This window comes from Rathayibacter sp. AY1D2, assembly GCF_002932695.1.
Lineage (GTDB): Bacteria > Actinomycetota > Actinomycetes > Actinomycetales > Microbacteriaceae > Rathayibacter.
Window position 1 is genome coordinate 1 of sequence record NZ_PSVX01000014.1, and the last position, 13,226, is coordinate 13,226.

The following is a 13,226-nucleotide window of genomic DNA, read 5'->3' on the forward strand; positions in this document are numbered from 1 at the left end:
GGGATCCACATCGTCGTCGCGGGCGACCGTCCCAACTCGGTGCCCACCTCCCTCAACTCGACCATCCAGCGCCGCGTCGTGCTCCGGCTCGCCGCCGAGGACGACTACCTGCTGCTCGGCGTGCCCAAGGACGTGCTCTCCGCCACCTCGCCTCCGGGACGCGGCGTGAGCGAGGGCAGCGAGGTGCAGATCGCCGTGCTCGGCGGCGAGTCGAACGTGGCCATCCAGGCCCGCAAGATCGCCAGCCTGGCCGACGCGATGCGCCGGCAGGGCGCTGTGGCTGCTTCGCCCGTCGAGCGCCTCCCGGAGGTCGTACCTCTTGCCGGCCTGCCGGCCGTCGCATCGTCCGGCGTCTGCATCGGACTCGCCGACGAGGATCTCGCCCCGATCGGAGTGGACGCCTCCGGTGCGTTCCTGGTCGCAGGGTCGCCGGGGGGAGGACGGACGACCGCGCTCGCCTCGCTCGCTGCGGCACTGCGGCGAGGCGGGCGCGGAGCGCGCGTCGTCCACCTCGCCTCTCGGCGGTCCGGTCTCGGGGCCAGGCCCGCCTGGAGTGCCAGCGTCGTCGGGGTCCCCGAGGTCGCGGCGGCGGCCGATTCGCTCACCAGCGAGATCGAGCTCGGACGCTTCGGGCCGGCGGGCAGCGCCCTCGTGATCGAGGGGCTCACCGACTTCACCGGGACCGAGGCCGAGATGGCGCTCGACCGGCTCGTGCGAGCCGGTGTCCGGGCCGGCGTCTTCGTGGTCGGCGAAGGGGAGTCGTCGACATGGAGCCAGTCCTACACGCTCGCGCAGCCCTTCAAGGCGGGCAGGCGGGGCCTCCTGGTCGTTCCCGGCGAGACGGACGGCGACACACTTCTCGGCACTCCACTCGGCAGGATCCGCCGCGCGGATCTTCCGCCCGGCCGGGGGTTCCTCATCGGTCGCGGCCGGTCGGTGAAGCTGCAGATCGCCACGGACTCGGGCTGAAGCACCCGGGGGAGGCATGGGCACCCGTGCCCATCGACCCCCCGTCCAGCCCTCGATAACTTCTCCACAGGTCGACCGGGAACCCGCCAGCGGGAGCCGGACGGCCGGAGAACCAAGCCTCCGGATGCTCCGGAGCAACGACGAAAGGACGAACACCATGGCCGTTTGGGGACTCGACGTCGAGCAGGTCCGCCAGCTCTCGAGCAAGCTCAACCAGGAGGCGAGCACGATCCAGCAGGTGCTCTCGACCCTCACGAACCAGCTCGGCAACACGCAGTGGACGGGACCGGACGCGGAGCAGTTCCGCAACGACTGGTCGAGCACGCACGTCGCGGCGCTCAACCGCGTCATCAACGCCCTGCAGGACGCCTCGCAGCGCGCCTCGCAGAACGCGTCGGCGCAGGAGAGCGTCTCGAACGGATGACCTCGCGGGGGCGGGTTCCAGCAGGATCCCGCTCCCCCTGGTCGTCCGAGAGTGTCGAGGAGGATAAGTGATGAGCAGTGGGATGTACGGCGCCGATGTGGCGCAGCTGCGCGACCTGGCGCGGCGGCTCCAGTCCGCCAGCGACCAGCTAAACGGCTCGCGCCAGCGCATCGGGAGCGGCATCCGCATCGCCGCCTGGGTGGGCCCGGTGGCCGTGCGGTTCCGGATGCTGTGGGACAGCGAGTACAGCCGCCAGGTGCAGGGGGCGTCGGACGCACTCGAGCGCATCTCGCGGGACGTCCTGAAGCAGGCCGAGCAGCAGGAGCGCGCGAGCGCTCGCGACGGCGGCGCCGCCGGATCGGGGGGACGCAGCCGCCCGACTGTTCCGTGGCTCACCCCCCTTCCCTCGCCCTGGATCACCTCCCCGGAGGACATCCGTCGACGGATCGAGGCGATCATCGGAATGGTCGGCTCCGGCTCGGTGCTGGCGGAGTGGCTGCTCACACTCGCTGACCTCGAGGAGATCAAGACGTCGCCCCTCTTCGGAAGGATCCTCCTCCCGGTCGGAACGGCGCTCTCCACGATCAGCGTCCTTGAGGCGATCGAGGACGGCGACGTCGTGGCGGCCTGGCTCGAGGGCACCATCGGCGGAACCAGTGCTGTGATTGGCGGGCTCGGCCAGTACGCGCAGGTGAACGCGGCGGCCCTCACCGCAAGCCTGGGCCCTCTGGCGCCGGCGACGGCGGCAGCCACCGCCCGGGCTGCGGGGCTGGGAGTCGTCGGATTCGGGGTGACTGCGCTCAAGGGGCTCATCGACTTCTCGCTGCCGTACACCGAGGCGAAGCAGGCGGAGACCTACGACCAGGGCGTCATGAACCAGTTCGGACCGGGTGTCGATCCGAAGAATCTCTCGGCGGAGCAGGCAGCGGCGATGAGTCGTCGATACGAAGGGTGGGGCGTGGGAAACATGATCAGCGACCAGATGCAAGCGTCGGGGAACGCTGTGCGGCGATCGATCGAGGACACGGGGTATCGAGCCGGTGGCTTGATCGAGAACGCGAGGGAGCTGATGGACCGTGTCTTCCGTCGCTGATCGCACTCGCGTCCAGCTCTCCGTCCTCGAGCTGGTGGTACTCCTCGACGCCGTGGACGGAGGGAGCAGGACCGTCCGAGCGGTACTCCCTGTCGATCGTCTCGAGGAGGATTCCGCGCTCGCCGATTCCGCCAAGCTACTGCTCCTCGCCCGCAGCGGGAGTGCGCCGGCCGGCTTCCTGTCTGCCGTGGAGAAGCTCGTCACAGTGCTCGCCAGCGCCGAGTCCTCGATTCAGCTGCGGACTCTTGGCACTCGGGATCGGACCGTCGTCTACGGCATCGGCCCGGAGTGGACGGCCGACATCGTCTTCCTCGCCGAAGGCGAATGCACGATCGGGCTGCTCCCGACGGCGTCCGTCCCTTCTGCGCTGAGAACGGAGCATCTCGTCTTCAATGCCTCGCTCGACCTGACGCTCCTGGTCCGCGGAGCGGCCGGTCCGGTCGACCTTGTCTTCGCCGACGGGGTGCTCGCCAATGGTCGCGGGGAGCTGATCGCCCTTCGAGGCTCTGGAGTGGCGCCGAACGAGTTCGGAGACCTCCTCGAGTCGGCACTGGCGGGCTACCTGACAACGGCTTCGCTCGCCGGATCGGAGGCATGAGATGTTCGCTGGCATTCAGGGTTGGCACTTGCTCCTCCTCGTCGTCGTCGCGGCCGCTGTCCTCGTGCCGATCCTGGTGATCCGCGGAGCCGCAGGTCGCAGCGCCTCTGCGTCTGCTGCTCCGATCGATGCCACCGGCCCGACGAACGTGCTGGCGGTGCTCTCCCTCGTGCTTTCGTTCTTCGTGTCGGTCGCGGCTGTGGTCTGCGGGCACATCGCCCTCGCGCAGATCCATCGGAGCGGGGAGCGCGGCCGCGGCATCGCGGTGGCCGGCCTCTCGATCGGCGATGCCGGGATGGTCCTCGGCGCGCTGACCGCGATCGCGCTCTTCTTCGTGCTCGGTGCGTCGTGAGCACAGAAGACCCCGTTGCTCGGGCGCTGAAGGACGACGGGTGGGAGCGCCGCAGATGACGAGGACGTCCTCCGTCGCCATCGCGGTCACCGCGACCGTCGCCGCGCTCGTGGTCGCCGCCGGCGCGTGGGCGGCGCTCGCGACGCCGTGGGGGAGCGGGGTCGTCCGCGACGTCGCAGCCGGAGTCGCCCCCGTGAGCCCTGCCGCCCTCACCGGCGACGAGACCTACCTCGCGTCCGAGCTCGAGGCGCTCGTCGTCGGCGGGAGCGTCCTCGGCGAGCTGACGGGCGCGGATCCCGGCGACGGCGAGCTCGGTGTCGAGCGGGTCACCGACTTCCTCACCGGAGCGATCGAGCCGGAGGGTTGTGCAGCCGTGCTCGGCGCCGATCCGTTCTACCCCTCCGGGTACCGCTCGCGCACCGGTTCCGGCTTCGAGAGCGAGCTGCTCCTCCTGCCCAGCGTGACCGATGCCGCCGATCGCTACGGCGACCTGCTCCGTGCGTCGGGGCGCTGCCACCGCATCGAGGAGCGATCGCAGGACCACGACCTGCTCCGGACGACGACCTGGATCGAGAGCGGGACCGGCTCCGCGCCCTCGGACGGGCCCGACGATGCGGTGCACTGGTTCGGCGGCACCCGCACCGACGACGTCGGAGTCACGACGGCCGTGGTCACGGCGACCACGGGGAACGTGCTCCAGGTCTTCCGTCTCGAGCAGTCGACGGACTCCTCCGCGCTCGGGCAGGCGGTCGCCGAGCAGCTCGCCCGATCCGCGTTGCTGGCTCTGCAGAACCGAGCGGACGGGGCGTCCGCGGTCGGCTACGCCTCCGGCACGCCCGTACCGCCGGACCTCCAGCCGACCAGCCTGTGGGCGCTCGCGCGCGACGGCCTGCCGGAGCAGCCGGCGGCGGCGCTCTCGCCCGGCTTCTTCTCCTCGGCCCCCGTGTCGGCGCTCTGCGAGTTCGACGCGGGGACCCTCGTCGACGGCGTCCTGCCCACACCCGCGGATGAGCCCGGCGGCGTGTACCTGCATGACGAGGGCTACTCGACGGGGGCGCACCTCGCTGTCCTCGCAGCACCGACGACCGCCGCCGCCGCCGGCGTCTCGGTGATCGGCTGCAACCACGGCGGCGTGAACTGGCCTGACCGACTCGTCTTCTACTCCGCGGACGGCCGGGTCCTCGATGCGATCGGACTCACCGAGATCGTCCCCGGCGGACACCGCGATCAGGTGACCGACGTGGTCGCGGAGGAGGACCGCTTCCGCGTCTCCTGGTACTGGGAGGACCTCGGCGGCTCGCAGCCCACCCGCCCGGTCACCGCGACGATGCGCTGGGACGGCACGCGTCTCGTGATCGCCGACGTGCTGATCGGCGAGCGCTCCCTATGACGCCGACATCTTCTTCTTCGCCACCCGCTCCGACTCCGAGGACGACACGATGACCCCACGATCCTCCGGCTCCCCGCGCCCCGCAGGCAGCAGGGCCTGGATCCTGCCGACCTCTGCCGGCGCGCTCGTGCTGCTGACGCTCGTGACGGGCACCGTGCTGACGGTGCCGACGCTCCTCGGCGGCGGCCCCGGCCTGCCCTTCCCCGGCGCGGCGGTGGAGCCCTCGACGAACGCCGCGGTCGACCCGGAGCCGGCCGACGCCGTCCCGAGCGCCGCCGGAATCCCTGCCGCCGCCGTCCCCGCCGCGGCCCCGGATCCGGGCGGCGTCCCGACGATGCTCATCCTCGACGCCTCCGGCTCGATGGTCCGCGACGTCCCGACGGGCGGCACCCGCATGGACGCCGCCCGGGCCGCCGCGACGACCCTCGTCCAGGGACTCGATCCGGCGAGCGAGCTCGGGCTGACGGTCTTCGGCACCGGTACCGGCAACTCGGACGCCGAGCGGGCGGCCGGCTGCTCCGACGTGACCGTCCTCCAGCCGGTCCAGCCCGTCGACCCCGCCGGCTTCACGGCGGCGATCGCCGGCATCGTCGAGTCGGGCTTCACCCCGATCGGCCCGGCGCTGCGCTCGGCGGCGGAGCAGCTGCCCGCGGACGAGCCGGCGACGATCGTCCTCGTCAGCGACGGCGTCGACACCTGCTCGCCGCCGTCCTCCTGCGAGGTCGCGGGAGAGGTGCTGAAGGCGCATCCGCTGCTCTCGATCGAGGTCATCGGCTTCGCGGTCGACGCCGACGAGCAGGCGCAGTCGCAGCTGCAGTGCATCGCGACCCTCGGCTCCGGCAGCTACGTCGACGCGGCCGACGCCGACCAGCTCGCAGCACGGCTGCGGGCGGCGACGGCGACCGGCGACCTCGTGACGGCCGAGGGCTACGGCCGGGCCCGCCTCGGGATGACCCTCGAGCAGGCGCGCTTCGCGCTCGACGGCTTCTCGGTGACGAGCGAGAGCGTCGAGGTCGTCCTGGTCGAGTGCTCCTTCGCGACGCTCGAGTTCCGCGGCGGCGTGCTCACCGCCGTCACCCCGAGGACCGGAGCGTCGACCGCGGACGGGGTCGCGGTCGGCGCCGATGTCGCCGCCGCGCAGGCGATCTACGGCGCTCCGTCCGCGCCGGTCGCCGTCGACGACGGCTGGTCGGCCGACTTCGCCGCCGCCCCGGGCAGCGCGAGCGGCTACCGGATCGTCTACGACGGCTCCGGCGGCGGAGCGGTCACGGGGACGATCCGCCGCATCGTCGTCTGCACCTGCGGTCCCGACGCTTCGGCGGCCAGCCTCACGACGTCGCTCGTCTCGTCCTGGGAGGTGACGCTCGACGCCGTGGGGCCGATCGGGCTCGGCGAGTCGTTCGAGGACGTGGAGGTCGACGTGCCGCTCGTGAGCGAGGGGCTGCCCGAGTACTGCACGTGGGCCCGGTACATCGACACCGGGAGCGACGCCGTCTCCGTGGACGTCGTGGCCCGGGCGGACAGCGACGAGCGCCGGGTCCTGATGGTCGTGGTCCAGGGCTCGTCGGCCTTCGCGCCGGCCCCGCGGAGCTGGCGCGACATCGGCTTCGGCTCGTCCCTCGCGGAGCTGCTGGCCGCGCATCCCGATGCGGCGGTGATGCGCGACGAGATGTACGGCGACTACGCCGTGGTCAGCGGGGCGTCCGGCAGCTCGCTCTTCTTCCACCTCGAGCGGGACTACGTGGACGGCATCACCCTCGCCGAGGGCTCGGTCCCGCCCTACGAGTGGTGCGCGTGAGTCACGCGGCGGTCCGTCTCGGCTGAGGTCGAGGGGGAGCGGGGGGTCAGGACGCCGCCTTCTCCTCCTCCGCTTCGGCCGTCGAGGCCGCTTTCTTCGCGGCGGGCTTCTTCTTCGGAGTGATCTTCTCCGGAGCGGCCTTCTCGTCGTCGGGCTTCGCGGCGCTCTTCTTCGCCGGCGGCTTCTTGGCGGCGGTCTTCTTCGGCGCCGAGTCCTCGTCGGCCGAGGCGTCCTCGTCGGCCTTCTTCCTCGTCGCCCGCTTCTTCGCCGGCGCCTTCTCCTCGGGATCCGCGGACGCCCCCGCCTTCGCCCCGCGGCTGCGCTCGACCGAGCGCTTCAGCGCCTCCATCAGGTCGAGCACCTCTCCGCCGCCCTCCTCCTCGGGCTTCTCGCCGAAGGTGGCGGAGGTGTCGAGGGCGTCGCCCTGCTCGATCTTCGCGTCGATGAGGGTGCGCAGCTCGGCCTGGTAGGAGTCCTGGAACTTCGACGCGTCGAAGTCCTCCGAGTAGGAGTCGACCAGGTGCGAGGACATCTCCAGCTCGCGGGCGGCGATTCGGGTGGTGCCCTCGAGCGACGGGAACTCGACCTCGCGCACCTCGTCGGCCCAGAGCAGCGTCTGCAGCATCAGCAGCTTGCCGCGCACCCGCAGCGCCGCGAGCCGGGTCTTCTGCCGGAGCGCGAACTCGACGATGGCGGTGCGGTCCGTCTCCTCGAGGGTGCGGCGCAGCAGCACGTAGGCTTTGGGGGAGGAGGAGTCCGGCTCGAGGATGTAGGCGCGGTCGAACATGATCGGGTCGACCTGCTCGCTGGGCACGAACTGCACGACGTCGATCTCGCGGTCGCGCTCCTCCGGCAGCGCCTTGAGCTCGTCCTTGGACAGGACCACGGTGCGCTCGCCGTCGTCGTAGGCCTTGTCGATGTGGTCGAAGGTGACGACCTCGCCGCAGATCTCGCACTTGCGCTGATACCGGATCCGTCCGCCGTCCTTGTCGTGGACCTGGTGCAGCGGGATGTCGTGGTCCTCGGTCGCGCTGTAGATCTTCACCGGCACGTTGACCAGGCCGAAGGTGATCGCGCCCTTCCAGATGGCTCGCATGCGCCCAGTGAACACCGTGTCCCCCGGCCGCCGGAAGCCCTGTCGGACGTGAGGGAGTCCCCGACCGTCGAAGGGACCCGCCGCAGCTCGACGGTCCGGGGTCCCCTCAGGGCGGAACGACGGAGCCGCCCGGTCGTCGCGGAGCGACGGCCGGACGGCTCCGGGGCGGTGGCGGCTAGCCGCGCTCGGCGCTCCGGCGGCGCAGCGCGGCGAGCAGGAGCCCGCCGACGCCGCCCGCGATCAGCAGTCCGCCGAGGCCCAGCGGCAGGCCGATGTCGGCTCCCGTCGAGGCCAGGGGCGGGCGGCCGCCGGGGTGCGGCGCCACGGCGGTCGGCGTGCTGCTCGGGGTGGGAGCGGCCGTCGGCGCGGTGGTGGGCGCGGTCGTCGGGGCGACGGTCGGCTGCGCGGTCGGAGCGACGGTCGGCTCGGCGGTCGGGGCCACGGTGGGCTCCGGCGTCGGGGTCGGCGTGGTCGGGTCCTTCTCGGCGTCGATCGCGGAGGTGTCCGCGGCGAACGAGGCGGTCACGAAGGCGATGGCCTTCGACGTGATGCCGAGCGCCTCCTGGTTGATGTTGTCGATGTCGTCGGCGGAGGAGTGGTAGTTCGGGTCGTGCGTGATGCCGGCGGTGCCGCCGAACAGCGCGACCTCCTCCTCCGTCTTGACGTCGTCGGCGCCGGTGAAGACGCCCGAGGACGGGATGCCGACCGAGATGAAGCCGTCGTAGTCGCTGCGGCCGTCGAACGCGGTGTCGATCCAGGGCTGGTCGATCGAGTCGAAGTAGTCGGTGAACGCCTTCTCGGTCGCGATCGAGCCGGCGGGCACGTCCACGGGGGCCTCGTAGGTGGACTGGTCCGCGTCGTAGACGGAGATCACGTAGTTCGGCGAGGCGACCATGTCGAAGTTCATGTAGGTCGCGATCTTCGAGGCGTCCTCCTCCGTCAGGGAGTCGACGTAGGTGTAGGAGCCGACCAGGCCCACCTCCTCGGCGCCCCACCAGGCGAAGCGGACCGCGTTGGTCGTGTCGCCCGCGGCGGCCAGCTGCACGGCCGTCTCGAGCAGCGTCGCGGATCCGGAGCCGTTGTCGTTGATGCCGGGGCCGGCGGGCACGCTGTCGAGGTGCGCGCCGAGCATGACCACGTTGTCGTGGTCGCCGCCCGGGGTCTCCGTGACGATGTTGAAGGTCTCCACCTCGGTCGTCGTCTGGTCGATGAGGACCGAGACGCTCGCGGGGAGCGACGCCAGCAGCGCCTGACCCTCGGCCTGCGTGACGCCGACGCCGGGGACGGCGGCCGCGTCCTGTCCGCCGAACGTCCCGTTGAGGGCGTCGCTCGGCGCGTTGTCGTAGATGATGATCGCGGCGGCGCCGGCGGTACCGGCGGCGACCGACTTCTCGAGGAAGCTGCAGGAGCCGCGGCTGACGAGCGCGACCTTCCCGGTGGCGTCGAGGCCGGTCCAGGCGTCCGTGGTGCAGCCGAGCGGATCGACGGGGGCGATGAGCTCGCCGGTCACGCCGCCCTCGGGCGTCGACGGAGTGAACTCCATCGGCGTGCCGACGGCGCCGGTCCCGGTGATCAGCGTGAACGCGTCGATCGTCTGCGTCGCGGTGGTGAAGTCCTGGCGCTGCGTCGTGTAGCCGGCGTCCGCGAGGACCTTCTCCACGTACTCGCCGCTCAGCTCGTAGCCCGGAGTGCCGATCGCGCGGGTGCCGCCGTTGGCGTCCGCGATCGCCTGAAGCGCCTCCAGGTGGGTCATGATGCCGTCGACCGTGACGGTGTCGGCGAAGTCGACCGGCTCGACGGCGCTCGCCGTCGGCGCGAAGGCGAAGCCGGCGACGAGGGCGCCCGCTCCGATCATCGCGCTCGAGCCGATCAGCGAGCGGCGTCGGCGGCCGCTCGGGGTGTTCGTGGTGGTTCGCGCCACTGGGGCTCCCTCTCCTCGAGAACGGGCCGCCGCGTCGGCGGCCCCGACGCGCACCTCCCGAAGACTGGGAGGGGATCGCGTCCTCTGCGAGGGTATTCACAGGAAACGGTGCGGCCCAGTCCCCCCTGCCAGATTTCATCCGGACGAAACACGGACCGGGCCGGCGGGTCGGTCAGGCCGTCGCCGGGCTCTCGGCCCACTCGCGGAGCATCGCGAGCGTCTCCTCCGGACGGTCGCGGTGGGGGCTGTGACCTGCGCCCGCCACGACCGCATACCGGATGCGCGGATTCGCGCGCAGCACCAGGGCGGCGAGGGAGGGAGGGAGCAGCGTCTCGACCTGCGGGTCGCCGGCCAGCACGAGGACCGGCGGGCGGAGGCCCGGCAGGTCCGCCAGCAGGTCCCACGGGTCGTTGTCGTCGATCGTCGCGGCGACCGCGGCCGGATCGGCGGCCCGCACCGCGGCGAGCTTCTCGGCCCGGTCCCGCTCGTCCCAGAGCGGCTGCGCGACAGCGAGCTCCTCGGCCGAGACCGCGAGACCGGCGAGCTCGCCCGCGCGGACGGCGGCCCGCTGCTCCGGGGCGAGCCGGAGCACCGGGTCCAGCAGCGCCAGGCGCCCCGCCCAGCCGGAGTCGCGGGCGGCGGCGCGCACCGCGACCGCTCCGCCGAGCGAGTGCCCGACGACGAGGTCGAACGGTCCCCGCGCGAGGGCGTCGTCGGCGTAGGCGTCGTGGCGGGAGGAGCCGCCGCGCGGCCCGTCGCCGTGTCCGCGCAGGTCGGGAGCGGAGACGCTCCAGCCCGCCGCGGTCAGCTCGCGGCTCAGCCGCCACCAGGTGCGGCCCGAACCGCCCAGGCCGTGCAGGAGCAGGACCCTGCCCGCCGTCATCGCCGGAGCCTCAGTCGAAGCGCGGGTCGCGCCCGGTACGCTCACCGGTCGCGAGCCCGGCGATCGCGGCGAGGTCCTCGTCGTCCAGGGCGAAGCCGAAGACGTCCAGGTTCTCGCGGATCCGCTCCGGCGTCACCGACTTCGGGATCACGACGACGCCGAGCTGCACATGCCAGCGCAGCACCGCCTGTGCCGGCGAGACGCCGTGCTTCGCGGCGACGCGGGCCAGGGCCGGCTCGTCGAGGAGGCGCCCGCGGGCCAGCGGCGACCACGCCTCGGTGACGATCCCGTGGGCGGCGTCGAAGGCGCGCAGCTCCTCCTGGGGCAGCCGCGGGTGCAGCTCGACCTGGTTGATCGCGGGCACCACTCCCGTCTCGTCGAGCAGGCGCTGCACGTGCTCCTCGGCGAAGTTCGAGACGCCGATCGAGCGGGCCCGCCCCTCGCTCTGCAGGCGCTCGAGGGCACGGTAGGTGTCGACGTAGCGGTCGCGCGAGGGAATCGGCCAGTGCACGAGGTAGAGGTCGACGTAGTCGGTGCCGAGCAGCTCGAGGCTCCGGTCGAAGGCGGCGAGCGTCTCGTCGAAGCCGTGGTCGTCGTTCCACACCTTGGTCGTCACGAAGACCTGCTCGCGGGGGAGGCCGCTCGCGCGGATCCCCTCGCCGACTCCGCGCTCGTTGCCGTAGAGGGTGGCGGTGTCGACGTGCCGGTAGCCGGCCTCCAGGGCGACGGCGACCGTGCGGGCCGCCTCCTCGTCGCCGATCTTGTAGACGCCGAGCCCGAGCTGGGGGATCGCGCGGCCGTCGTTGAGGGGGATCAGGGGGACGCTCATGCCTCCCATGCTGTCATGCGCCTCAGACGCTCCAGTCGAGCTCGCCGTGCGGTCCCACGTGCACGTCGTCCTCGATCAGCGCCGCGACACCGGCCACCCCGAAGAGGAGGCGCCGCTCGGCGCGCTCCGCGTCGCTGCGCTCGTCGATGCCGCGCACGGCGAAGTGCACGTCGTGGCCCGCCTGCAGGCCCTCGACGCCGAGCCGGCCGCGGAGCGCGCGCACGGGGCGCCGGCCGATGCCGAGTCCGCGCCAGAGGGAGCCCGTCTCGAGGACCACCGCCGTCTCGGAGGCGACGACCCCGTGCTGCTCGCGGTGCGCGGTGAGCTGCCACCCGTAGCCGAGGTGGTGCAGGCGGGTCGAGTGCGGGCCGCGCCAGGCGTGCGAGGACTCCTCGCGGCGGAAGTAGACGGGACTCGGGCGGAAGGACCCCTGCCAGAGCGCGGCGGCGAGCTCCGTGCACCACTCCGGGGTCTCCGGATCGGACCAGGGGTCGAGGAGGTCGGTCCGGGCGGCGGCGCGCCGGTGCTCGCGCACCAGCTCCTCCGCGTCCTCCCGCAGTCCCATGCCGTCCCCTCGTCGTCGTGGGCCTTCACCCTAGGGTGCCCGACAGGCGCGGGACAACCGGGGTGGCGGCCTAGGAGGGCAGCGTGACCGGCTCGGTGTCGGGCAGCGGGCTGGCGTCGCGCCCGCGGAGATCCGGGTGGGACCGGCGGCCGAGCAGGGGCACCAGGAAGCCGACCAGGGCGAAGGCGGCGGCGACGACGATGGCGGCGGTCGGCCCGGCCTGGTCGATCTGCACGCCGGCGATCGCGGAGCCCAGCGCCGCGCCGATCAGCTGACCGGTGCCGACCCAGCCGTAGGCCTCCGCCGTGTCCGAGAAGCGCACGCTCGAGGCGGTGATCGCGAACAGAGCCGCGAGAGCGGGGGCGATGCCGATGCCCGCGAGGAACAGCGTGACGCACAGCCACCAGAAGTCGGTCGAGACCGCCGCCAGACCCATGCCGACCGTGACGATCAGCATCCGTCGCGCGGTCGCCCACCGGCTGATCGGGATGTGGCCGAGGGCGAGGCCGCCGACCAGGGACCCCGCCGCGAACACGGCGAGCACGACGCCCGACTCGACTCCGCCCTCGCCGAACACCGCGACCACGCCCGCCTCGACCGCCGAGCAGGCGCCGATGAGGAGGAAGCCGACGACCGTGGCCAGCAGCACCGGGGGCTTCGTGAGCACCACGCCGAGGCGGCGCTTCGAGCGCGGGATGCGGACGCGGCCCACCTCGGGCGAGGCGATGAACCAGATCCCGCCGCCGATCAGGAACGCGGCGGCGGTCAGGATGCCCGCGACCGTCGACACCTGGATCGACACGAGCGTCGCCAGCACCGGGCCGAGCACCCAGATGATCTCCTGCGCGGAGGCGTCGAGCGAGAAGAGCGGGGTCAGCTGCGAGCTGGTGACCATCTTGGGGTAGATGGTCCGCACGGCGGGCTGCACCGGCGGCATGCTCAGGCCGGCGACGAACCCGATCACGACGAACTGCCACACCTCGAGCGGGAGCACGGCCATCGCGATGATCGCGCCCGCGCAGACCACGAGGGTGATCGTCAGCACGCGGCGCATTCCGAGCCGCCCCATCAGGCGGCTGGTCAGCGGCCCGGCGATGGCCTGCCCGATCGACATCGAGCCGAGCACCAGGCCGGCGGCGGCGTAGGAGTGGTGCACCCGCTCCACGTGCAGGAGGAACGCCAGCGAGAGCATGCCGAACGGGAAGCGCGCGGTCAGCTGCGCGAGGATGATGCGCCCCACCCCGGGGGTCTTCAGGAGATCGGTGTAGCTGCCCACCGGACGACACTAGCGCTCCGGAGGGGACTGCG

12 protein-coding genes and 1 pseudogene are annotated in these 13,226 nt (G+C 72.4%); 7 read left to right on the top strand and 6 right to left on the bottom strand.

Annotated features, from left to right (window positions below; translation table 11 throughout):
- The 7 genes and pseudogenes from C5D04_RS18140 to C5D04_RS05335 form a co-directional block, all read left to right on the top strand.
- Nucleotides 1–969 (top strand): annotated as a pseudogene (locus C5D04_RS18140) (cell division protein FtsK); the annotation flags it as partial.
- Nucleotides 970–1,126: 157 nt separating this feature from the next.
- A complete protein-coding gene (locus C5D04_RS05310; RefSeq protein WP_104222293.1) occupies nt 1,127–1,393 on the top strand; it encodes a WXG100 family type VII secretion target in 267 nt (88 codons plus the stop codon).
- A 97-nt stretch (nt 1,394–1,490) separates the two neighbouring features.
- Nucleotides 1,491–2,486 carry a WXG100 family type VII secretion target gene (locus C5D04_RS05315; RefSeq protein ID WP_146087839.1) on the top strand — a complete coding sequence of 332 codons (996 nt, stop codon included), beginning with the start codon at nt 1,491–1,493 and terminating at the stop codon, nt 2,484–2,486.
- Nucleotides 2,487–2,520: 34 nt separating this feature from the next.
- Nucleotides 2,521–3,084 (top strand): hypothetical protein, encoded by a 564-nt coding sequence (locus C5D04_RS05320; RefSeq protein ID WP_146087840.1) that lies wholly within the window; start codon nt 2,521–2,523, stop codon nt 3,082–3,084.
- 28 nt (nt 3,085–3,112) lie between these two features.
- Nucleotides 3,113–3,436, top strand: a complete 324-nt coding sequence (locus tag C5D04_RS05325) for a DUF4190 domain-containing protein (protein ID WP_181137672.1) — start codon at nt 3,113–3,115, stop codon at nt 3,434–3,436.
- Between the two features lie 55 nt (nt 3,437–3,491).
- Nucleotides 3,492–4,826, top strand: coding sequence for a hypothetical protein (locus C5D04_RS05330; protein WP_146087841.1), 1,335 nt, complete (start codon nt 3,492–3,494; stop codon nt 4,824–4,826).
- Between the two features lie 49 nt (nt 4,827–4,875).
- Nucleotides 4,876–6,624: a VWA domain-containing protein gene (locus C5D04_RS05335; RefSeq protein WP_104346661.1), complete on the top strand. Its 1,749-nt coding sequence runs from the start codon at nt 4,876–4,878 to the stop codon at nt 6,622–6,624.
- Nucleotides 6,625–6,670: 46 nt separating this feature from the next.
- Here the strand turns inward: C5D04_RS05335 and C5D04_RS05340 are convergent, their stop codons facing one another.
- The 6 genes from C5D04_RS05340 to C5D04_RS05365 form a co-directional block, all read right to left on the bottom strand.
- Nucleotides 6,671–7,720, bottom strand: coding sequence for a Ku protein (locus C5D04_RS05340; RefSeq protein WP_104347367.1), 1,050 nt, complete (start codon nt 7,718–7,720; stop codon nt 6,671–6,673).
- A gap of 175 nt (nt 7,721–7,895) precedes the next feature.
- Nucleotides 7,896–9,641 (bottom strand): M28 family peptidase, encoded by a 1,746-nt coding sequence (locus tag C5D04_RS05345; protein ID WP_104347368.1) that lies wholly within the window; start codon nt 9,639–9,641, stop codon nt 7,896–7,898.
- A gap of 172 nt (nt 9,642–9,813) precedes the next feature.
- Nucleotides 9,814–10,524 carry an alpha/beta fold hydrolase gene (locus tag C5D04_RS05350; protein ID WP_104267539.1) on the bottom strand — a complete coding sequence of 237 codons (711 nt, stop codon included), beginning with the start codon at nt 10,522–10,524 and terminating at the stop codon, nt 9,814–9,816.
- Between the two features lie 10 nt (nt 10,525–10,534).
- Nucleotides 10,535–11,353, bottom strand: a complete 819-nt coding sequence (locus tag C5D04_RS05355; RefSeq protein ID WP_104222368.1) for an aldo/keto reductase — start codon at nt 11,351–11,353, stop codon at nt 10,535–10,537.
- A 22-nt stretch (nt 11,354–11,375) separates the two neighbouring features.
- Nucleotides 11,376–11,918, bottom strand: coding sequence for a hypothetical protein (locus C5D04_RS05360; RefSeq protein WP_104222306.1), 543 nt, complete (start codon nt 11,916–11,918; stop codon nt 11,376–11,378).
- A gap of 70 nt (nt 11,919–11,988) precedes the next feature.
- On the bottom strand, nt 11,989–13,194 hold the full coding sequence (locus C5D04_RS05365; protein ID WP_104347369.1) for an MFS transporter: 1,206 nt from the start codon (nt 13,192–13,194) through the stop codon (nt 11,989–11,991).
- Nucleotides 13,195–13,226: the final 32 nt, after the last annotated feature.